18 protein-coding genes and 1 tRNA gene are annotated in these 19,777 nt (G+C 66.8%); 3 read left to right on the top strand and 16 right to left on the bottom strand.

Annotated features, from left to right (window positions below; genetic code table 11):
- Positions 1–14: 14 nt before the first annotated feature.
- Positions 15–91, top strand: a tRNA-Met gene (locus Q8S38_RS17315).
- 443 nt (positions 92–534) lie between these two features.
- On the opposite strand, the gene Q8S38_RS17320 is transcribed toward Q8S38_RS17315, so the two are convergent.
- The 10 genes from Q8S38_RS17320 to Q8S38_RS17365 form a co-directional block, all read right to left on the bottom strand.
- Complete coding sequence (locus Q8S38_RS17320; protein WP_305681631.1) at positions 535–1,809, bottom strand: TRAP transporter large permease; 1,275 nt, start codon at positions 1,807–1,809, stop codon at positions 535–537.
- Positions 1,810–1,821: 12 nt separating this feature from the next.
- Positions 1,822–2,424 (bottom strand): TRAP transporter small permease, encoded by a 603-nt coding sequence (locus Q8S38_RS17325; protein WP_305681632.1) that lies wholly within the window; start codon positions 2,422–2,424, stop codon positions 1,822–1,824.
- A 103-nt stretch (positions 2,425–2,527) separates the two neighbouring features.
- A complete protein-coding gene (locus Q8S38_RS17330; RefSeq protein ID WP_305681633.1) occupies positions 2,528–3,535 on the bottom strand; it encodes a TRAP transporter substrate-binding protein in 1,008 nt (335 codons plus the stop codon).
- A 46-nt stretch (positions 3,536–3,581) separates the two neighbouring features.
- Positions 3,582–4,505: an amidohydrolase family protein gene (locus Q8S38_RS17335; protein WP_305681634.1), complete on the bottom strand. Its 924-nt coding sequence runs from the start codon at positions 4,503–4,505 to the stop codon at positions 3,582–3,584.
- A complete protein-coding gene (locus tag Q8S38_RS17340) occupies positions 4,502–5,419 on the bottom strand; it encodes an NAD(P)-dependent oxidoreductase (RefSeq protein ID WP_305681635.1) in 918 nt (305 codons plus the stop codon). Before Q8S38_RS17340 ends, Q8S38_RS17335 begins: the two co-directional genes overlap by 4 nt.
- A 209-nt stretch (positions 5,420–5,628) precedes the next feature.
- Positions 5,629–6,411 carry an enoyl-CoA hydratase gene (locus Q8S38_RS17345; protein WP_305681636.1) on the bottom strand — a complete coding sequence of 261 codons (783 nt, stop codon included), beginning with the start codon at positions 6,409–6,411 and terminating at the stop codon, positions 5,629–5,631.
- Positions 6,408–7,598 (bottom strand): CaiB/BaiF CoA transferase family protein, encoded by a 1,191-nt coding sequence (locus Q8S38_RS17350; RefSeq protein ID WP_305681637.1) that lies wholly within the window; start codon positions 7,596–7,598, stop codon positions 6,408–6,410. Before Q8S38_RS17350 ends, Q8S38_RS17345 begins: the two co-directional genes overlap by 4 nt.
- 129 nt (positions 7,599–7,727) lie before the next feature.
- Positions 7,728–8,507: a GntR family transcriptional regulator gene (locus Q8S38_RS17355; RefSeq protein ID WP_305681638.1), complete on the bottom strand. Its 780-nt coding sequence runs from the start codon at positions 8,505–8,507 to the stop codon at positions 7,728–7,730.
- A gap of 144 nt (positions 8,508–8,651) precedes the next feature.
- Positions 8,652–10,160: an NAD-dependent succinate-semialdehyde dehydrogenase gene (locus Q8S38_RS17360; protein ID WP_305681639.1), complete on the bottom strand. Its 1,509-nt coding sequence runs from the start codon at positions 10,158–10,160 to the stop codon at positions 8,652–8,654.
- Between the two features lie 19 nt (positions 10,161–10,179).
- Positions 10,180–11,403, bottom strand: a complete 1,224-nt coding sequence (locus tag Q8S38_RS17365) for an iron-containing alcohol dehydrogenase (RefSeq protein WP_305681640.1) — start codon at positions 11,401–11,403, stop codon at positions 10,180–10,182.
- A gap of 236 nt (positions 11,404–11,639) precedes the next feature.
- On the opposite strand from Q8S38_RS17365, the gene Q8S38_RS17370 reads away from it, so the two are divergent.
- Both Q8S38_RS17370 and Q8S38_RS17375 read left to right on the top strand, forming a co-directional pair.
- On the top strand, positions 11,640–13,043 hold the full coding sequence (locus Q8S38_RS17370) for an NAD(P)H-dependent oxidoreductase (protein ID WP_305681641.1): 1,404 nt from the start codon (positions 11,640–11,642) through the stop codon (positions 13,041–13,043).
- 50 nt (positions 13,044–13,093) lie between these two features.
- Entirely contained in the window at positions 13,094–13,762 is a 669-nt protein-coding gene (locus tag Q8S38_RS17375; protein WP_305681642.1) for a GntR family transcriptional regulator, read from the top strand.
- 404 nt (positions 13,763–14,166) lie between these two features.
- Here the strand turns inward: Q8S38_RS17375 and Q8S38_RS17380 are convergent, their stop codons facing one another.
- From Q8S38_RS17380 to Q8S38_RS17405, 6 genes are all read right to left on the bottom strand, one after another.
- Complete coding sequence (locus Q8S38_RS17380; protein ID WP_305681643.1) at positions 14,167–15,132, bottom strand: LysM peptidoglycan-binding domain-containing protein; 966 nt, start codon at positions 15,130–15,132, stop codon at positions 14,167–14,169.
- A gap of 52 nt (positions 15,133–15,184) precedes the next feature.
- The gene (locus tag Q8S38_RS25060) at positions 15,185–15,670 is read right to left on the bottom strand and encodes a helix-turn-helix domain-containing protein (protein WP_465247599.1); all 486 of its coding nucleotides are present in this window, start codon (positions 15,668–15,670) and stop codon (positions 15,185–15,187) included.
- Between the two features lie 149 nt (positions 15,671–15,819).
- Positions 15,820–16,830 carry a TRAP transporter substrate-binding protein gene (locus Q8S38_RS17390; RefSeq protein ID WP_305681644.1) on the bottom strand — a complete coding sequence of 337 codons (1,011 nt, stop codon included), beginning with the start codon at positions 16,828–16,830 and terminating at the stop codon, positions 15,820–15,822.
- A gap of 68 nt (positions 16,831–16,898) precedes the next feature.
- On the bottom strand, positions 16,899–18,182 hold the full coding sequence (locus tag Q8S38_RS17395) for a TRAP transporter large permease subunit (RefSeq protein WP_305681645.1): 1,284 nt from the start codon (positions 18,180–18,182) through the stop codon (positions 16,899–16,901).
- Positions 18,179–18,733, bottom strand: coding sequence for a TRAP transporter small permease (locus Q8S38_RS17400; protein ID WP_305681646.1), 555 nt, complete (start codon positions 18,731–18,733; stop codon positions 18,179–18,181). Before Q8S38_RS17400 ends, Q8S38_RS17395 begins: the two co-directional genes overlap by 4 nt.
- A 266-nt stretch (positions 18,734–18,999) precedes the next feature.
- Positions 19,000–19,671: a cyclase family protein gene (locus Q8S38_RS17405; RefSeq protein WP_305681647.1), complete on the bottom strand. Its 672-nt coding sequence runs from the start codon at positions 19,669–19,671 to the stop codon at positions 19,000–19,002.
- Positions 19,672–19,777 lie beyond the last annotated feature (106 nt).

The raw sequence follows: 19,777 nt of genomic DNA on the forward strand, positions 1-19,777 counted from the left end.
GCACCAGAACTCACCGCGGGGTGGAGCAGCCCGGTAGCTCGTCAGGCTCATAACCTGAAGGTCGTCAGTTCAAATCTGGCCCCCGCAACCAAAACACACAAACCCCCGTCTCAAACAGAGGCGGGGGTTTTGCGTTCAGGCCGGCTTCCCCGAAGACCGGCTGCCGCCCCCTTCAGGATCGTGCCCCGCCGGCGTGCGGCGTCTCAAGAACGTTGCTGGGTCACATGCGCCACGCATCGGCACGATCTTGCCGAACAACCTTCGCAGGGCGTCGGTTTCCTCCGGAGCGGTATCGGGATCACTGAGAGCTTCGTCAGAGCCACGACCCTGGTTTCGTCAATCGCGGCGGTACTCCGCAGGTGGTGGGGTTGGCCGGCGGGTGCGTCCGCGAGTCGTGAAGCCCGACACCCGATCAGGCTTGCTTCAGTGCGCTTGCGCCGATCCCGGTTGCGGCATCACGGGGCGAGAATCCACTGAGAGACAGGTCACGCACGGTTCAGACGAACCCAGCTCGATCTCCTCTGGCGCGGCAAATCAGCGGAGCATCCGCGGCAGCCACAGCGTCAGGTCGGGCCAGAAGGTGATGATGCCCAGGGCGCCGAACAGCGGGATGTAGAACGGCATCACGGCCTTCAGCACCGCGGGCATCGAGGTCTTGGCGATGTCCGACAACAGGAACAGCGCCAGCCCCAAAGGCGGCGTCAGCAGCCCGATCATCAGGTTGAAGACGAAGATGATGCCGAGATGCACGGGGTCTACCCCCGCCATCACCAGCGGCGCCGAAACCAGTGGCGCCACCAGCAGCGTCGCCGTCGTGCTGTCGAGGAACATGCCGACGATGATCAGCAGCAGGTTGACGATGAGCAGCAGCACGATCGGGTCGGTCGAGATCGAGAGCAGGCTGCGGGTGAAGCTCTGTGGCAGTTGTTCGATGGTCAGGATCCAGCCGAACAGGGCCGCCGCCGAGACGATGATCAGTACGGCCGAGGTCGTCTTCACCGTGTCGAACAGTGCGAAGCGCAGCCGGGGCCAGCTGAGGCCGCCATAGAAGACCATCGCGATCAGCAGGATGTAGGCGACCGTGATCGAGGCGGCCTCCGTCGGCGTGAAATAGCCGCCCAGCATGCCGCCGACGAGGAGGAGCGGCGTCATCAGCGCCGGGGCTGCCGGCCAGAAGGTCGTCCAGAGTTCGCGGAAGGTCGGCCAGCGCTTCGAGCGCGGATGGTTGTTGCGCTTGGCGAGCCAGGCCACGGTCGCCATCAGCATGGCAACATAAAGCAGCGCCGGCAGGATGCCCGCGATCAGCAGCTGCACGATGGAGACGCTGGTGACCGAGCCGTAGATGATCAGCGGGATCGAGGGCGGAAAGATCGGCCCGACCACGGCCGACGCTCCGGTGATGGCGGCCGAGTAGGCGCGGGTGAAGCCGGCCCTGACCATGGCACGGATCTCGATGCGGCCAAGGCCGCCGATATCGGCGAGCGCGGCGCCCGACGTGCCCGAGAACACCAGCGAGCCGATGACGTTGACCTGCGCCAGGCCGCCGGGCACGCGACCGCCCAGCGTATGGGCGAAGCGGTAGATATGGCTGGTGATGCCCGCCTGGTTCATCAGGCTTCCGACGAAGATGAAGACGGGGACAGCCACCAGCGGGAAGGAGTCCAGCGCATAGGTCATGCGCTGCGCGACCAGTTCCAGCGGGAACCCCGACAACAGCACATAGAGCAGGGCCGGCACCGCAATCGCGACGACGACCGGAAACCCGAAGAGGAACAGCGCCACGAAGGCGAGGATGATGGTGATCGCCATGATGATCCGCCCTCAGTGCTTCATCTCGTCGGGCAGATCGAGCTCGTCTTCGGGCTCGTGCTCCTGCGGGAAGGTGACGTAGAGCGGCCGCCCCTGGATCGCCTTGGCGGTCTGGATGGCGCATTCGAGGGTGCTCATCGCAAAGCTGATGCAGGCCGCCCCTAGAAAGATCCAATAGGGTATCCCCAGTGTCGGGGTTGAATTGTCGAGATTGCCGCCGATGGCGACGAAGCTGGCGAGCGTGATCGCCGCGAAGGTCGCGGTCGCGGCAACCGCGCCGATGATCGTCGCCGCACGCACGACGCTGCGCGGCAGCATCGAGACGATCTCTTCCATCCGGATATTGGCGCCGGCCGAGATGACATAGGGCAGTGCCAGAAACACCGCGCAGATCAGCATGAAGCGCGCCAGTTCCTCGACGCCGATGATCGGCATGGCGAAGATTTCGCGCGACACGACCTGGATGAAGGGCAGCGACACCATGGCGATCAGCATCGCCAGGCTGCCCCAGCGGAACAGCCACCGCATCGGCTCGACGGCGCGGTCGATCCGATAGGTCCGGCTGTCGACGGTCACGGAGACAGGAACGTCGGGGGCGGTGGCGGAGCTTTGCAAGAGGCTTCTCTTTGCGGGATGGAGGAGGAGGCAGTGCGGCTCGACCGGACCGAGACCGACGCAGAAAAGCGAAAGCCGGGGCGTGGCGCCCCGGCTTTCGGTATCACTTCATGGCGCTGATGCGCGCGATGATCGGTGCCCAGGTCGGGAAGTCGGTGTTGACCTGCGCGCTCACCGATTTGCGGAACTCGTCGACCTTGAGTCCGTCCTTCTCGGTGATGAAGGTCATGCCCTTCTTCTTGAGCTCGTCGATCAGCTTGACCTCGGCCTCGAGCCCGAGCTTGAGCGTTTCCTCGCCGACCTCGGCCGCGATGGCGGCCACGACGGCGCGATCCTTCTCCGGGATCGACTGCCAGCTGCGCTCGTTGATGAAGACCGGCAGCACGTTCTGCATGTGCCCCGTCAGCATCACATGGCTCTGAACCTCATAGAGCTTGTTGGCGTTGATCATGGTGAGCGGATTTTCCTGGCCGATCACCATGCCGGTCATCAAGGCGGTCGGCAGTTCGGCGACCTCGACCGGCGTCGGCACTGCGCCCATGCCCTTGATCATCGTCGTCCAGAGCTGCAGCGGGACGCCCCGGAAGCGCTTGTCCTTGAGATCGGCGGGGGAATAGACCGCCATCTTCGCGGTCATCTGGCGTGCCCCGCGGTAGAGCCGGCCGACGATGCGGATATTGGCCTGCTTGACCAGCTTCTCCGACATCTCCTTCATGATCTCGGAATTCGCCGGGTCTGTGGCCTTCATCGCATGCGTGCCGTCGCGATAGATGAAGGGCGCGGCGAAGGCCGCCATTTCCGGCATCAGCCGCGACAGCGAAGCGAATTCATGGTGGGCGAGCGAGATCGCGCCGCTGCGGACGCCGTCGACCGTCTCCTGCGCGCCACCAAGCTGCGAATTCGGGAAGACCTGAACCTTGACGCGACCTTCCGTGCGCGCCTGAACCCGCTTGGCGAACTCCTCGGCGTACCAGTACTGGATGTCGCCCTCCGAGCCGACATGGGCGTAGCGCAGGGTCACCTGGGCTGCCGCGGGGGCGGCGAAACCCGCCGCCAGCGCCAGCGCTGCGACCATGCTTTTGAGCGTCTGCCTCTTGTTGATCCTGGTCATCGGTTCCTCCTCCGTTTTTTATGGTGAGCCTTGTCGGTCCGGCGGCTCACAGCCGGTAGATGCGCCGGGCGTTGTCGTGAAACAGCCGGTCGCGGTCGCTTCCAGGCAAGGTCGCCGTCGCGGCGAGAAAGCCCGAGAAGATCGTATCGAAATCGCCGACGAGACTGTCGACCGGGAAATTGCTGGCAAACATCGTCCGGTCCAGGCCGAAGATGGCGAGCGCATCGCGGATGACCGGGCCATTGGTCGCGACCGTCCAGGGTCGACCCGGCAGGCCGAGGCCGGAGATCTTGAGCGCGACATTGGGCTGCGCCGCCGCGCGCTCCAGGGCCCGCCGCCAGGCCGCAAGCGCTTCCGGGGAGCGATCGGCGGGAAGGCCGGTGTGGTTGATCACGATCTGCGTCGCCGGGAAATCTCTCGCCAGATCGGCGGCCGCATCGAGATGCCACCAGGGCGTCTGCAGATCGAAGGACAGGCCGTGACGCTCGAGCAGGGCATATCCCTGGCGCCAGGCCGGATCGTCCATGGAGCCGGCGGCGCCACGCTTCGCCTCGGTCGGCCCGGAGGCTGCCGCGGGCTTGTGCCGGATCCCCCTCACGATCGACACGGAGGCATGGGAGGCGAGCAGCGTGCCGGCATCGGGCGCCGCAAGATCGCACCAGGCGACGACGACCGAGGGCAGCCCCTCCGTCTTCGAAACCGCCGCAACCCACCGGCTTTCCTCCGCCGCCTTTTCGCGCGCCCATTCCGCCTCGACATAGACCGAGGCCACGACCGGCCATCCGGCAAGATCGGCGCGGTAGTCCACAGGCATGTAGTCCCGGCAGATCGCCGAGTAATCGCCGTAGCGGAAAGGCACCCGCTCATGCTTCAGCCAGGGCAGATCGTTGGCGAGGTCCCAGACGTGATGATGCGCGTCGATGACGGCGCGCGGTCGGGGGGGAAGGGTGGGCCTCGCCTCGGCGGTCATGGCTTGCCTGCCGCCCGCTGCGCCGCATCATGCTCATAGAGCTTCACCACCGCCGCCGAATCCGTCATCTCGTGGCCGAGTGCGACATAGTCCTTGTAGCGCTGCACGCCCTGCTCGATGACCTTGAGATCGAGCCCGAGTTCGCGCGAGAAGGCGGAGACCGCCTTGAGATCCTTGAGCAGCTGCCGGGCATAGCTCGAAGGGGGCTCGAAGGCGCGGGCTTGCATCTGCGGATAAAGCCGCTGCAGCAGACTGGAATCGGCGTGGCCCCCGGCCAGGCATTGCGGCAGGCGCGCGGCATCGATCCCTGCGGCCTCGGCCAGCATCAGCGCCTCGGCCATCACGACATAGCCGGTGCCAACGATCGCCTGGTTGATGATCTTGGTGGTCTGACCGGCGCCGACCGGCCCCATCAGCGTGACGTTGCCGGCCATCTGGTCGAGGATTGGCTTGGCCTTGGCGAAATCGGCTTCGGACCCGCCGGCCATCACGGTCATGCCCCCGGTGCGGGCGAGCTGTGGGCCTCCGGAGACCGGAGCGTCGATCCAGCCGGCGCCGGTCAGGCTCGCCAGCTTGGCAGCCACCTGGCGGGTGCCCTCGGGATCGGCGGTCGAGAAGTCGATGACCATCGTCGGGCCGCGGCCGGCAGCCGCGACGCCGTCCTCGGCCAGGATGCAGCGTTCCACCGCGGCCATATGCAGGACGCAGAGCATGACGATGTCGCTCGCCGCTGCGACGTCAGCGGGGCTCGCTGCCGCCGCCGCGCCATGCGGCGCGACGGTGCCGAGCCGCTCGGGCTCGAGGTTCCAGACGGTGACGGGGTAGCCGAGGTCGAGCAGGCGACGCACCATCGCTTCGCCCATGATGCCGATGCCGATGAACCCGATGCGGGGCAGGGCGGTGGAGGCGCTCATGCGGGCACCCTCCCGTTACGGAGATGAGCACAGGTTGCATGCCAAGACTCTCGCCCGATGCCGGTCTCAGTCATCGATTTGGCTCCTTTTCGTCCGGCTGGTCTCAGGCCGACAATCTTGCATGCCAGATTTCAGATGTCAGCAGATTGCGCGGCCCGAGGGCTCGATGCGCGATGTTGAAGTGGATGTCGGTTGGCGCGCCGTTCCGGTCAGCGCCCCGTCCAACTCGGCAGCGCCTTGGTCCTGGCCAGGAACGCCTGCACGCCGCGCCGGAAATCATCGCTGCCGTAGACCCTGTCGATCAGTGCATCGACATCGGGCAGCGCCTCCAGCGTCATGCGCCGCAGCGTCTCCTTGGTGGTGCGGGTGGTCAGCGGCGCGTTCTCGGCGGCGCGGCGGCACAAGGCCACGATCTCGGCGTCCATTGCCTCGCGCTCGACCACGCGCAGCAGGAACCCGCCGGCGACAAGCTCAGGCGCCGTGATGATCTCGCCCAGCAGCACCATGCGCCGCGCCATCGCCACGCCGATCGCGCCGCCGATGCGCGCGAGGCTGAGCGCAGACAGGCAGTTGCCCAAAGTGCGGCCGATCGGCGAGCCGAAGCGGGCATCGGGCGTGGCGATACGGAAGTCGCAAGCCGCTGCGATGTTCAGGCCACCGCCGACCGCCCAACCATCGACAGCGGCTATAGTCGTGACCGGAATGGCGTCGAGCGCGCGCATGCAGTCGTCGATCTCCTGCTCATAGGCGATGCCGTCGGCGCCGCTCGTGAACGTGGCGAAGCCCGAGATATCGGTGCCCGAGACGAAGGCCTTGCCGCCCGTGCCGCGGAAGACCGCGACGCGGATGGTCGGATCGTCGGCAATGGCGCGCGCGGCGTCGCGCATGTCCAGCCACATCTGCTTCGTCAGGGCGTTGAAGGCCTGGGGATTGTCGAAGCGGATATGCGCGACGTCGCCGGCCGTCTCGAAAACGATGCGCGAACCGGTCATTGCGCAGCCTCGGCCTTGCGAGCCTGCTTGATCAGCCCCTTGCGGAGCAACTCCTCGCGAATTTCGTCGCCATGCTGGTCTAGCAGAGGCGGGGGCAGGCGGATTTCCTGGGGCGTCCCGCTGAGCTTGACCGGGAAGCCCAGGGCCTTGAACTCGCCCTCGACCGGATGGGGGATGGTCTTGACCATCTCGCGCGCCACGGCCTGTTCGCTTTCCACGGCCTGCGCATAGTCGAGAATCGGCGCGGTCGGCACACCGGCCTCGATCAGCGCGTCGATCCATTGCTGCTTGGTGCGGCTGCGGAAGGTCGGCGCCATCGCCTCGATCAGCGCGATGCGGTTGATGATGCGGTTGGCATTGGTCGCGAAGCGCTCTTCCAGTTGCAGCTCCTCGCGCCCGATCGCCTTGATCAGCTTGAGCCACAGCCCCTGATTGGCGGCGCCGATGACGAACCAGCCATCCGAGGCCTCGACCGCCTGGTAGGGCGCCGACATGCGGTTGGCCGAACCGATCGGGATCGGCGAGCGGCCGGTGCCCCAGAGTTCGGTCGTCTCCCAGACCGAGAGGGCGAGCGCCGCCTCGAACAGCGAGGCGTCGATGAACTGGCCGACGTTGGAGGTCTGGCGGCCGATGATCGCGCTCAGGATCGCATAGGCGCTGAACAGCCCTGCACCCAGGTCGGCGACGGGGATGGAGTTCTTCGCCGGCTCCATGCCCGGAAATCCGTTGGAGCTGAGCACGCCGGAGACGGCCTGCGCCATCAGGTCGAAACCGGGGCGCTGCGACCAGGGGCCGGTCTGGCCGAAGCCGGAGATGCTGGCATAGACCAGGCGTGGATTGATGGCGCGCAGCGTCTCGTAATCCATGCCCAGACGCGCGGCCACGCCGGGGCGGGCATTCTCCACGAGGACGTCGGCCGTTTGTACCAGCCCGTAGAGAACCTCGCGGTCTTCTTCCTGCTTGAGGTCGAGCGTGATGCTGCGCTTGTTGCGGTTCAGCGCCAGGAAGCCCGGGCTGTCGGCGCCCTTCAGCCGGAACCCCATCGACAGGCGAGTCGAATCGCCGGTGCCCGGCGGCTCGATCTTGATGACGTCTGCGCCCATATCCGCCAGCAGCATGCAGCAGAAGGGGCCCGCCATCACTTGCGAGATGTCGAGCACGCGAATGCCCGCGAGTGGCAGTGCCATCGGATCTACTCCTCCCAATGTCGGCGCTCTGCCGGAGCAGGAAGCGCCGTCCGCATTTTCGCGGCCTTATTGAGCTGACATCAGTCGACGTTCAGCTAGTGTATGCGACATTCTGTATATCCTATAGGATTAGGGGTGGCTGTCTCCCGTGTCAATCCGGCGCGGCGGGGTGCCGGCAGGGCCCGGCAACGCATCGTCATGATGATCCAGCGCGGCCGCCATGCGCTGACGCGACGCTTCGAGATGGGCGCGCATCGCGGCCTCGGCTGCATCGGGGTCGCGCGCCAGCAGGGCGCTCACGATGGCGGCATGTTCCTGAAGCGCCCGTTCGGGGGCGTTGGTGCGAAACAGGAAGCGGAAGATGTGCAGATGGACGTGCAGCCCTTCGATCGTCTGCGCGATGAAGCGGTTGCCGCTGGCGCTGGCGACGAGGTGGTGCAGCCGCGCATCGCCTTCGGCGAACAGCGCATAGTCGGTCTCGTCGCCACCGGCGACCCGAGCCATCTGCTCGGACAAGGTCGTCAGCGCATCGAAACTCTGCTGGTTGCTGCGCAGCGCGGCGAAGGCCGCGGCCCGCGGCTCGATCAGAAGCCGCATTTCGAAGAGATCATCGATCTCCGGCCGGGTCAAAAGCTCGGCGGCCCGGAACCCGACATTGGGAATCTTGTAGGCGAGTTTCTGGGCTTCGAGCAGCGTCAGCGCCTCGCGGATCGGCGTCGGCGATATCTGCAGATCGCGCGAAAGCGCTTCGATCCCGATATGGGCGCCGGGCGCGATCTTCATCGTCACGAGCATCGACAACAGTTGCTCATAAGCGAGTTCGACCAGCGATTTGGGATAGGCAAGCGGTTGCTCTCTCAGCGTGACGAGGCGAGAAAAAGCGGGCGACGCGGGTGTCTTGGCGACCATCGATGCGAACCTGAGGGCACGATGCTATAGGATATTGGCTTTCCCTTCGCGCTCCAACCCCGTTCACGCAGCGACCGAGCCGGTCGCATCGTCGTCTCGGCCGCATCCGGGACGCGACGCCAGCGCGGCGTATCCCGGGAGGCCTCACCAGCTCACGGCGATGTATTTGGTCTCGGTGAATTCGAGCAGGCCGTGATGGGCGCCTTCGCGCCCGAGCCCGCTCTGTTTCATGCCGCCGAAGGGAGCCGCCGGGTCGGACACCAGGCCGCGATTGAGCGCGACCATGCCGTAGTCGAGCCGCTCGGCGATCCCCAGCCCGGCCTTGAGGTCGCCGGTATAGACATAGGCCGACAGCCCGTATTCGGTGTCGTTGGCCATGCGGATGGCATCCTCCACATCGTCGAACGGCGTCACGGCCGCGACCGGCCCGAAGATCTCTTCGCGCTGGATCGCGGCATCGCGCGACAGATCGGCGATCACCGAGGGCGGATAGAACAGTCCCGGTCCCGGCCCGGCGACGCCGCCCAGCCGGAGCGTGGCTCCCTTGCCGAGCGCATCGGCGACCAGCGCCTCGATCTTGTCGATCGCGGCCCGGTTGATCATGGCGCCGCATTGGGTCGCGGCATCGGTGCCGGGCCCGACGGTGAGGGCGCCCATCCGTGAAACCAGCTTCTGGACGAAGGTCTCGTAAATGCCGCGCTGGACATAGAACCGGTTCGCGGCCGTGCAGGCCTCGCCGGCATTGCGCATCTTGGCGATCATCGCGCCGTCCAGGGCCGCCTCGAGATCGGCATCGTCGAGAACGAGGAAGGGCGCGTTGCCGCCGAGTTCCATCGAGCAGCTGATGACGCTGTTGGCAGCCTCGCGCAGCAGGATGCGGCCGACCTCCGTCGAGCCGGTGAAGGAGAGCTTGCGCACCCGCCTGTCATGCAGGATCGCGCGGCAGAGCCCTGCCGGCTCCGAGGTGTTGACGATGTTGACGACGCCCGCCGGAACACCGGCGCGCCGCAGGATCTCGCCGACGGCCAGCGCCGTCAGCGGCGTTTCCTCGGCCGGCTTGAGAATGCAGGTGCAGCCGGCCGCCAGGGCCGGGGCGATCTTGCGCGTCGCCATCGCCGCCGGAAAATTCCAGGGCGTGATCAACAGCGCGATGCCGATCGGCTGGTACTGGACCAGGATGCGGTTGCCGCCGGCTGGCGCCATCGCGATCTCGCCATTGATGCGCACGGCCTCCTCCGCATACCACCGGAAGAACTCGGCCGCGTACATAACTTCTGAGCGCGCGTCGGCCAGCGCCTTGCCGTTCTCCAGCGAGATCAGCCGGGCGAGCCAGTCGGCCTGATCGACCATCGCCTGGTAGCAACGCTGCAGGATGATTGAGCGCTGGCGCGGCGGCGTCGCGGCCCAGCCGGCCGCCGCTGTTTCGGCGGCATCGACCGCCGCCAACCCGTCGGCGACCGTGGCGTCGGCGACCGAGGTCAGGACCGTGCCGCTCGAGGGATCGAGAACCGCGATGCGGCCCGTGCCGGCGCCTTGCGTCCAGGCGGCGCCGATCAGATGATCGGTCGGAATCGGAAAGCCGCCTTCTCCCGCGAACCCCGCTACGACGTAGTGGCGGTCGGCGGCGGCTGTGGTCTCGGTCTGGGCGTGCATGGTGATGGGTCCTGTGGCGTCAGGCGTTCAGCAGGGCCGCGCGATCGCCGGTGAAGGCGGCGCGGGTGATGGCGAGCATGCCCGGGAGATCCAGCGGGCGCGGATTGTTCTTGACCAGGCGCTCGGCCTTGAGCGCGCCGGTCGCGATTTCCTCGTCATGGCCTGGAGCCAGCCCGAGTTCGGCCAGCGTCTTGGGGACACCGACCGAAGCGAACAGATCCGCGACCGCATCGACGAAGAGCTGCGAGCGCTCGGCTACGCCCATCCCCGCCTCGCCGAGGCCGACGACGCCGGCAAGCTCCGCGAAATCCTTGGCACAGACGCTGCGGTTGAACTGCATGACGTAAGGCAGAAGCGCGCCGACGCCGTCGCCATGGGCGGTGTGGGTGAGATTGCCGACCGGATATTGCAGGGCATGCGCGGCGGCCGTGCCCGCCGTGCCGAAGGCGCAGCCGGCCGCGAGAGAGGCCAGCATCAGCCCCTCGCGTGCTTCGGCGTCCGAGCCGTCCCGGCAGGCCCGCCCCAGGAAGCGGAACACATGCGTGACGGCGAGCCGGGCGAAATGGTCCGAGAGCAGGTTCTTGCCGACGAAGACCTGCTGTTCGGTCAGCAGCGGGTCGGCCGGGCGGCGTTTGCTGGTGAAGGCCTCGACGGCATGGGCCAGGGCATCCGCCCCCGAACAGGCGGTGAGGCGCGGCGGGCAGGTCATGGTCAGCGCGGGATCGCAGATCGCGAGGCGCGGAATGATGTGGGGGCTGGCGACGCCGATCTTCAGGCCGCGCCCGCTGTCCATGACGACCGCGACGGGCGTCACCTCGGAGCCCGTGCCAGCGGTGGTCGGCACCGCGACGAGCGGCAGCACCGGGCCCGGCACGGCGAATTCGCCGTAGTACTGGCCGACGGGCCCGCCATGGGCGATCACGACCGCGACCAGCTTGGCCAGATCCATGCAGCTGCCCCCGCCGATCCCGATCACCAGATCGGGCGCAAACCCGGCGGCTTCGCGCGCGCAGTCATCGATGCATGCGATCGGCAGGTCGGCGATCGTCCGGTCATAGACATGGACCACGACGCCGGCGGCGCGCAGATCGTCGAGCGCGTCGGCGAATTCGGGCTGCGCCGACAGGCGGGAGTCGGTGCAGACGAGTGCGCGGCGACCGAGGCGGGCGGCTGCCGCGCCCAGCGCGCGTCGCTTGCCCTCGCCGAAGAGGATCGTAGCGGGCAGTCGCAAGGCTCCGAACATGACACCAACCTTCTCTCGCCGTGCGGATGATGGGACCGGCGGCAGTGCACGATCTCAAGTCTATATCCTATAGGATAGATGATTGATGGCAAGGGGGGCAGCGCCGGCTCGCCTCCTCGCGAGGCAAGTCCGCATGACGCGAGCAACGCACATGCTGTCTGCTGCCTATGTCGCAGTGAGACCTGTTCTTGCATGCAAGATTGCCGTAAGACGCGTCCGACAGGGAGGAGTCGTTCGTGAATTTCCATCAGCACTATGCGCGCATCGCGCGTCCCATCGAGACTTGCGTGGTCGGCAGCGGCAGCTTCGGCCGCTCATTCCTGACCCAGGCGGCCCGCATCCCGCTCGTCAACGCGCGCATCGCCGTCGACATGACCGCCGAGGCCGCGGGCGAGGCCTTCGCTTCCGCCGGAGTTGCGCGCCGCGAGATCGCGCTCTGTGCCACGAGCGCCGAGGCGCGCACGGCCTGGGATGCGGGTCGCCGCGTGGCGGCCGCCGCGCTGTCGACCGTGGTCGATCTGCCCTTTGACATCCTGATCGAGGCCACCGGCGCTCCGGTCGCCGCGGCGCGTCATGCGATGCTGGCGATTGAGGCCGGCCGCCATGTCGCACTCGTCTCCAAGGAGGCCGATTCCGTCGTCGGGCCGGGGCTGGCGCGTCTGGCGGCGGAGAAGGGCGTGGTCGTCACCCCTGTCGACGGCGACCAGCCGAGCCTGCTGATCGGCCTCGTGACCTGGGCCGAGTTGATCGGTTTCGAGGTCATCGGCGCCGGCAAGTCGAGCGAATATGATTTCGTTTTCGATCCGGCGTCGGGCGACGTCACCTGCAACGGCGTGACCCGGCCGCTGCCGGCGCTCGCGGCGCAGTGGGCGCTCGGCGGCCCTGAAGCGGTCGCGCGCTCCGCCGCCCGCGCCGCCGTATTGGGGACGGCCTTTCCGCTGCGCACCGTGCCCGATCTCTGCGAGATGACGGTGGTCGCCAACGCGACCGGGCTTGGTGCGGACACCGCCCGCTTCCATGCACCGCCCGCGCGCATCCCAGAGCTCGCCGACCTGTTCTGCGAGCGCGGGCAGGGTGGGCTGCTCGGCGGGACGCGTCGCGTCGACGTCTTCCATCATCTGCGCTTGGCCGACGAGCCGAGCTTCGCAGGTGGGGTTTTCGTCACAGTGCGCTGCGAGGATCCGGCCAGCTGGGCTCTGCTCGCCGAGAAGGGGCATGTCGTGGCATCCGGCGGGCACGCCGCTGCGCTCTATCTGCCGCGCCATCTGCTCGGCCTGGAGGCGGCGACCTCCCTGCTCGATGCCGCTGGCCTGGGCGTGTCCGGTTACGGCACGGATTACCGCCCGCGGCAGGATCTCGTCGCAGTGGCCGAGGCCGACCTGGCGGCCGGCACCGTGCTGAGCATGGGCGGCCATCATCACAGCATCGCCGATGTCGGCGGCGCGATGGTTCCTGCCGGCCCTCTGCGGGACGACGCTCCCGCGCCGTTCTACCTCGTGGCCGATGCGACACTGGTGCGGCCGGTCCGCGCCGGCGAGGCGATCAGGCTCGGCGATGTGGCGGTGGACGAAGCCTCGCCGCTGCTGGCGGCCCGCATCAGGCAGGATACGATGTTCTTCTGCGATGCGCCGCCGCGTTGACGGCGCGAGGTCGCTACGGGGTCACCCCCGATGAAGGAGCGACGAAGCCTATGAGCGAGGCTGCCGAGGCCTATCCCCGCATCCAGCGACGCACGCTGCACGACGAGGTGCTCGAGCGCCTGCGCGACATGATCATCGAGGGCCGGCTGGAGCCGGGCCAGCGGATCAACGAGGGCGCGGTGGGGGCCCAGCTCGGTGTCTCCCGCACGCCTTTGCGCGAGGCCATCAAGAGCCTCGCCAGCGAGGGGCTGGTCGAGATGCAGCACGCCAAGGGCGCCGCGGTGCGGCGCTTCTCGGTGCGAGATCTGCGCGAGATCCTCGAGGTCACCAAATCCCTGGAGCAGCTCGGTGGCCGCATCGCCTGCGTCCAGGCCAGCGATGCGCAGATCGAGGCGATTGCCGCCCTGCATCAGCGCATGATGGAGCTTTATGCCCAGCGCAACCGGCTGGAATATTTCAAGCTCAACCAGGCGATCCATTCGGCGATCGTCGCCGCTGCGGGCAATGCCGTGCTGATGGAGACGCACGAGACGCTGCAGGCGAGGATCAAGCGGCTGCGCTTCATCGGCAATGAGGGACCGGCGAAATGGGCCGGTGCCGTGGCCGAACACGAGGCGATGGTCGCGGCCTTGAGCCGGCGCGACGGGGACGCGCTCGCCGCCGAGATCGGCAAGCACATGGACCACACGCTGACCCGCGTCAGCGAGGTCATCGTCTAGTGGATTGAATTGGACGCTTGGTACCCGCCAGTGACCGTCGTCACAGTTCGGGAAGGACGGCGCGGCCTTACCCGTTTGAAGACGTTCAGAGCGTCGCGGAAGGGTCGAATTTTCCCGTTGGCCGCTATCCAGGGAGCGGACATTCGGCGCGGACCAAGCCGGACTCTTTTGTCCCAATCAATCCACTAGCTTCAGCTGCAAAGGAGGTCACGACGGCTGTTCAACGCGTACCTCGCCTCCACGGAGAGCATGAGCGGACGGTTGCCGCTAGTGGATTGAACGGGACGCTTGATACCCGCCAGTGACCGTCGTCACAGTTCGGGAAGGGCAGCGCAGCCCTGCCTGTTTGCAGACGTTCGGAAGGTCGCGCGCGCGCATCCCTGCCTCCGTCACCATCCACCGGATCACGGCGGGCCGATCAGATCGTACATGAGCGGGTTGCGTGACCGGATGTTGAAGTGCCCGGCAAAGCGCCATGACTTGGACTTGATGACCGTGGCAACATGGTCGCGAACTTCGACGACGTCGCCACGAAAATCAAGCTCGATGCTGATCCCGTTCATCGATTCCGGGTTGCCCGATGAATTGATATAAACCTTCTCGATTTCGATCCCGGGATCGTCGGTGGCGCGGTAAGTGTACCCGGTCTGTGGCGGGGCGATGACTGTCGGATTCTCGTAGAGATCCACCTCCGGGTGGTGGAAGGGCGGTGCGACGCGATAACCGTATCGCAGCACCCTCCCCAGTCCATCGAACCGCCCATCCTCGAGAAAGGTATGGCGGTTGATTGGCCGGTTGAGCGCATTGATCGCGGGGGATCCGGGAACCGGGACCTTGATCGGCGTCACGTCAAACCACACCGGGCTCGCCGAGGTCCTGATCCGGACGCGACCCTTTATGTACTGGCGGTATTGATAGGGCATGACGTCGGCAATCGAACTGTCGAAGTAGACGTTGATGTCGAAGTGCGCCTTGCACGAGATCCACCCCAGGGGATTGGTCGGCAGGTCCTTGAGGGTGAAGCCGGCGCTGGGTAACACGATCAGCGTCACGAGACGCGGGTCGAGCGGCGGCGTGGCGTAGGCAAAGTCCGGCAGCAGGTAGATGATGCCCGGCGAGGCATTGCGGAAGCTGTAGTTCTTCCCGTCGGGCGACACTTCGGTGCAGCCGACATTGTGCCTGAGGTAGTAGTTGATCTCTTCTGGCTTCGTGGTGCGGAAATTGAACCGGATAAGGTCCATCACCGGCACATGGTGCTTGTCGGCGATCGAACCCCAGTTGTCGCCGAGCTGCACCCGGTAGGGCCGCCCGCCCGGCGGTCGATAGTCACGCGGCAGCGTCGGCTTGGGTGTTGCGATCTTCAATGCCATGGCACTGCCTCGACCGATCGATGCCGAAGCTTAGCGACCGATAGCGGGCCTGTCACCACCACTGGATTGAATCCAACGCCTGGTTCCCTCGTGCAGCGGCGGCGATGATTTCGTCGGGGTCGGCTTTCCAGCGGAACGGCTTTGGATCGACGTTGTGCTCGGCGAGGTATCGGTTGATGGCGGCCTGGAGGTCGACGACGCCGAGGAAGACGCCCCGGCGGAGCCTGCGGCTGGTCAGGGCGACGATGCGATCTCCCACTTCGGGGCCGAACGGCGCGATGCGCGGGGGACGGGTCTTGTCATGAAAGAGCCCGTCAACGCCGTCACTGGCGAAGCGCTCCTGCCAGCGCCAGACGGCGGTCTTGCTCTTGCCGGTCGCGCGCATGAGCGCGTTCGTACCCAGCCCGTCCGCCGTCGCCAGGACGATCGCGGCGCGCCAGACGTGCTTCTGAGGGCTGTTGCGGTCCGCGACTACGGATTCAAGCCGGCGCGGTCCGCGGTGGTCACATTGATGACAATTCCTGGACGCATCGCCCAGACTCGCACGCCGACCGGCCCAGCGGAATCCCTATCGGGACTCTTCCGTCACCCTCAATTCACTAGATTCTGCCCTCAAAAGAAGAGGCGCGGTGACGGGGCTCCGGCCGGCGTCGCGGCCGGAGCATGGCGGAATCTGGCTACGGATTGTCAGACGGCGGCCTTCTTGATCGCCTCCAGGGTCTCGCTGCCGTATTTCGAGACGAACTCCTTCTCGACCTCGGCGGTGACGATCTTGGCAAAGGAGTCGCGGTCGGGGCTTTCCACCGCCTGCATGCCGGCCTTCTTCAAGGCTGCCAGGCTGGAGCCTTCGGTATCCTCGTTCATCTGGCGCTGGACACCGGCAATCTCGACGGCGCTGCGGACCAGGAGTTCCTGGATATCGGCCGGTAGCGCATCGAACTTGCCCTTGTTCATCACCACCGGGCCGGTGGTGAAGGCATGGCGCGTCAGCGAGAGGTGCTTTTGCACCTCGAAGAACTTGGCGTTCAGGATCAGCGTGACCGGATTTTCCTGCCCGTCGACCGTGCCGGTTTCGAGCGCGGTGAAGAGCTCGGTGAAGGCCATTGGGGTCGGCAGGGCGCCGAGCAGCTGGAAGGCCTTGATATGGGCCGGGTTGGGCGTCGTGCGGATCTTCAGCCCCTTGATGTCGGCGGCGGAGGCAACCGGGCGGCGGTTGTTGGTGAGGTTGCGCCAGCCGATCTCCCAGGTCGCCAGGGCCTTGAGATTGGAGCCCTCGAGTTCGCGGCGCAGCCCGTCGCCGATCGGCCCGTCCATCACCACTGCGGCATGCTGGCGGCTCTGGATCAGGAAGGGCAGGTCGAGCACGTTCAGCTTGGGCGCCAGCCCCGTGAAGAACGGATTGCCCGTCAGGCAGATGTCGAGCGAGCCGCCGCGCACGGCGCCGATCGTCTGCTGGTCGGAGCCGAGTGCGCCGTTCGGGAAGACCTGCACCTCGAAGCGGCCCTGGCTCTTGGCCTTGATCTGGTCGGCGAAGATCAGCGCCGCCTTGTGCCAGCTGTCGGCCTCCGGATGGGGGTGGGCGAAACGCAGCTTCGTCGTCTGGGCGAGCGCGGGCCTGCCGATCATGAACAGGCCGATGCCGGCGCCGGCCCCTGCCAGGGCGGCGCGGCGGGTCGGCAGCTTCGTGTAAAGGGTCATGGGCGTCCTCCTTTGGTGGTCTTGTTCTGGGTCAGTCTCTCGCATTCAGGTCGGCGCGAGGTCGGTGTTCACCGTGCCGACAGCCAGCGGGCCGGCACGGTGACGATCTCCGGCACGAGGATGAGCAGCACGAGCACGGCGATCTGCGCGAGCAGGAACGGCATCACGCCGCGGATGACGCGGTCCATCGGAATGCGCCCGACCGCGCAGACGACGTTCAGCACCGTCCCGACGGGCGGTGTCAAAAGCCCGATCGCGTTGTTGATGATGAACATCACCCCGAAATAGACCGGGTCGATGCCGGCCTGCTTGACGATCGGCATCAGCACCGGGGTGAGGATCAGGACGGTCGGGATGAAGTCGAGCGCCGTGCCGACCACGACGACCAGCGCCATCATCGCGATCATCAGCAGGGTCTTGTTGTCGAGGAGCGGCCCCAGCAGCGTCGCGACCTGACCGGGAATGTCGGCGATGGTGATCAGCCAGGCCGAAACCATCGCCGCCGCGACGAGGAACATCACCGCCGCCGAGGTCTTGATGGCGTTGAGCAGGGCCGGGCGCAGATGCTCGAGCTTGAACTCGCGGTAGATGAAGGCGCCGACGAAGGCGGCATAGACCGCCGCGACGACGGCGGCTTCGGTTGGCGTGAAGACGCCGGCCTTCATGCCGCCGATGATCAGCCCCGGCAAAGCCAGCGCCCAGAGGCCGTCGAAAGCCGCCCGGCCGATCTCGCGCAGGCTGGCGCGCTCGGCACGGGCCACCGGCTCGTCGCGCGCCACGATCCACCAGGTCACGACCAGCGCCAGCGCCATCAGGATCCCGGGCACGATTCCGGCCAGGAAAAGGCGCGTGATCGAGACGCCGGCGGCGACGCCGAAGACCACGAAGCCGATCGAGGGCGGGATCACCGGCGCGATGATGCCGCCCGCCGAGATCAGCCCGGCCGCGCGCGGCATGTTGTAGCCGGCCTGGCGCATCATCGGCAGCAGGATGGCGGCCAGCGCCGCGGTGTCGGCGACCGCCGAGCCGGAAATCGATGCCATCACCAACGCCGCCAGCACCGCGACATAACCGAGCCCGCCGCGGACATGCCCGACCAGCGCGACCGCGAGCGCGATGATGCGGCGCGACAGCCCGCCCGCATTCATCAGTTCGCCCGCCAGCATGAAGAAGGGCACGGCCATCAATGGAAAGCTGTCGGCGCCCGCGATGAGGTTCTGCGCCAGGATCTGGGCGTCGAAGGTGCCGAGCTGGAGCATCAGCGCCACGCCGCAGACCAGCAGCGCCATAGCGATGGGCATGCCGAGCGCCATCGCGCCGAGCAGAGAGCCCAGGAAGATGGCAACGGTCATCGGCCCGCCTCGCGGCCGCGCTGCTGCGCCTCGAAGGCGGAGAGCTCCTCGGATTCAGCGCCGATCACCAGTTCGTCGTCGCGCATTGTGCCGCGCAGCAGCGCGCCGATGGCGAGCAGGTTCAAGGCGCCGATGGACAGCCCGCAGAGCAGCCCGGCGAGGTAGGTGGCAGCCAGCGGCACGCCGCTGACCGGCGCGGGATTGTGGATGTTGATCGCGGTCTGCGTCCAGCAGCCCATGACGAGCAGCGCCATGCAAAGCAGGGACAGGCTTTCAGCCGCCAGCCGGCACCACCATTGGCCGCGCCGACCCAGCGCGAGCACGACGGTGGTCATGCCGAGATGGCCGCCCTCGCGTGCCACCAGGAACGCGCCGCCGAAGGTCAGCCAGACGAAGATCAGCCGCGACAGCTCCTCCGACATGGTGATGCCCGATTGAAAGCCGTAGCGGAGCACGACATTGCCGAAGACCATCGCGATCATCGCCAGGAAGCCGAGAATGAGCAGGTTTTCGACGCTGCGCAGCAGCCCGGCCCGGAGACGCTCAGACATCGTCTGCAGCTCCATCCGCGCGCGAAGCAGCCGTCATCGGCGGGAGCGGCGGCGCGCACAAACCATTCTGGCGACCTGGGAGGGAATGGGGATGCGTGGCCACGGCCACAGATCGCCCGGGCAAGACAACACCCATCGTTCCCTCCTTGGGACTATCCTCAGTCGTGGCGCGCCCTTCGCCTGCGCGTGGGCAACATCATATTCTGCATACAGCATACAAACGACGCCCGGTCTGTCAAACCTCTTGCGGCGGTCGATGGCTGTCGTCAGACCCCCAGGCCCTCGATCGCGTAGAACCGCGCGGGAGCGCCGTCGGCATTCGGGATGAGGAGCGGAGCGGCTGAAAACAGGTTGCGCGGCGCCGTCAGCCGGCTCGTGTTGACGACGTACTCGATCAGCGTGACGCCGTTCGAAAGCAGCACGTCATGGGTGACATGCTCGGTCTTGGGCACCTCCTTGCCGTCCAGCAGCAGCCTGATCGGGAAGTCCTGCGGAAAGTCGAAGGCGACTGCGCTGGGCTTGCGCGCGGCCAGCCATTCGGCCGAGGCGCGGCTGAGCCAGGGCGCCTGCGTCCAGAAGCTACGGTCGTTGTAGTCGCGGCGGTCGGACCAGTGAGCCGCCAGCAGCAGGATCTCGCCCTCGGCACCGCCGGGGTCTGCGGCAGCCAGGTGTTCGGGCTCGATGGCCGCGTCGGCCGGCCGGTCGCTGAGGTCGAGCACGCGGCAGGGGCCGACCACGCGTGACAGCGGCGTGGCCTCGATCGTCGGTGCGCCGGCGACGAAATGCGCAGCCGCGTCGACATGCGAGAAGCCGTGGCAGGTCGCCGACAGGCGCGAGACCCGGAACTGGTCGCCCTGCGCGATATCGCCCTTGATCGCCAGTTCGACCGGCCAGCGGAAATGTTGCCCGATGGGCATCGAAAGGTCGATAATCTTCATGGCTGGGTTTCCCGTGATGCGTGGGCTTGCGGCCGTCACTTGAAGGGGGCGGAAATTGCATGCAAGCACTCATGGCAGTCAAGCAGCCGGCCGGACTTTGACCGAG

The sequence above is a fragment of the Allobosea sp. genome (genome assembly GCF_030695125.1).
Taxonomy (GTDB): Bacteria; Pseudomonadota; Alphaproteobacteria; order Rhizobiales; family Beijerinckiaceae; genus Allobosea.

What these genes read in the sequence shown, in the direction of transcription:
- Q8S38_RS17320 (WP_305681631.1), bottom strand. Translation starts at nt 1,809, where the DNA reads ATGGCGATCACCATCATCCTCGCCTTCGTGGCGCTGTTCCTCTTCGGG.
- Q8S38_RS17330 (WP_305681633.1), bottom strand. Translation starts at nt 3,535, where the DNA reads ATGACCAGGATCAACAAGAGGCAGACGCTCAAAAGCATGGTCGCAGCG.
- Q8S38_RS17335 (WP_305681634.1), bottom strand. Translation starts at nt 4,505, where the DNA reads ATGACCGCCGAGGCGAGGCCCACCCTTCCCCCCCGACCGCGCGCCGTC.
- Q8S38_RS17340 (WP_305681635.1), bottom strand. Translation starts at nt 5,419, where the DNA reads ATGAGCGCCTCCACCGCCCTGCCCCGCATCGGGTTCATCGGCATCGGC.
- Q8S38_RS17345 (WP_305681636.1), bottom strand. Translation starts at nt 6,411, where the DNA reads ATGACCGGTTCGCGCATCGTTTTCGAGACGGCCGGCGACGTCGCGCAT.
- Q8S38_RS17350 (WP_305681637.1), bottom strand. Translation starts at nt 7,598, where the DNA reads ATGGCACTGCCACTCGCGGGCATTCGCGTGCTCGACATCTCGCAAGTG.
- Q8S38_RS17355 (WP_305681638.1), bottom strand. Translation starts at nt 8,507, where the DNA reads ATGGTCGCCAAGACACCCGCGTCGCCCGCTTTTTCTCGCCTCGTCACG.
- Q8S38_RS17360 (WP_305681639.1), bottom strand. Translation starts at nt 10,160, where the DNA reads ATGCACGCCCAGACCGAGACCACAGCCGCCGCCGACCGCCACTACGTC.
- Q8S38_RS17365 (WP_305681640.1), bottom strand. Translation starts at nt 11,403, where the DNA reads ATGTTCGGAGCCTTGCGACTGCCCGCTACGATCCTCTTCGGCGAGGGC.
- Q8S38_RS17375 (WP_305681642.1), top strand. Translation starts at nt 13,094, where the DNA reads ATGAGCGAGGCTGCCGAGGCCTATCCCCGCATCCAGCGACGCACGCTG.
- Q8S38_RS17380 (WP_305681643.1), bottom strand. Translation starts at nt 15,132, where the DNA reads ATGGCATTGAAGATCGCAACACCCAAGCCGACGCTGCCGCGTGACTAT.
- Q8S38_RS17390 (WP_305681644.1), bottom strand. Translation starts at nt 16,830, where the DNA reads ATGACCCTTTACACGAAGCTGCCGACCCGCCGCGCCGCCCTGGCAGGG.
- Q8S38_RS17395 (WP_305681645.1), bottom strand. Translation starts at nt 18,182, where the DNA reads ATGACCGTTGCCATCTTCCTGGGCTCTCTGCTCGGCGCGATGGCGCTC.
- Q8S38_RS17400 (WP_305681646.1), bottom strand. Translation starts at nt 18,733, where the DNA reads ATGTCTGAGCGTCTCCGGGCCGGGCTGCTGCGCAGCGTCGAAAACCTG.
- Q8S38_RS17405 (WP_305681647.1), bottom strand. Translation starts at nt 19,671, where the DNA reads ATGAAGATTATCGACCTTTCGATGCCCATCGGGCAACATTTCCGCTGG.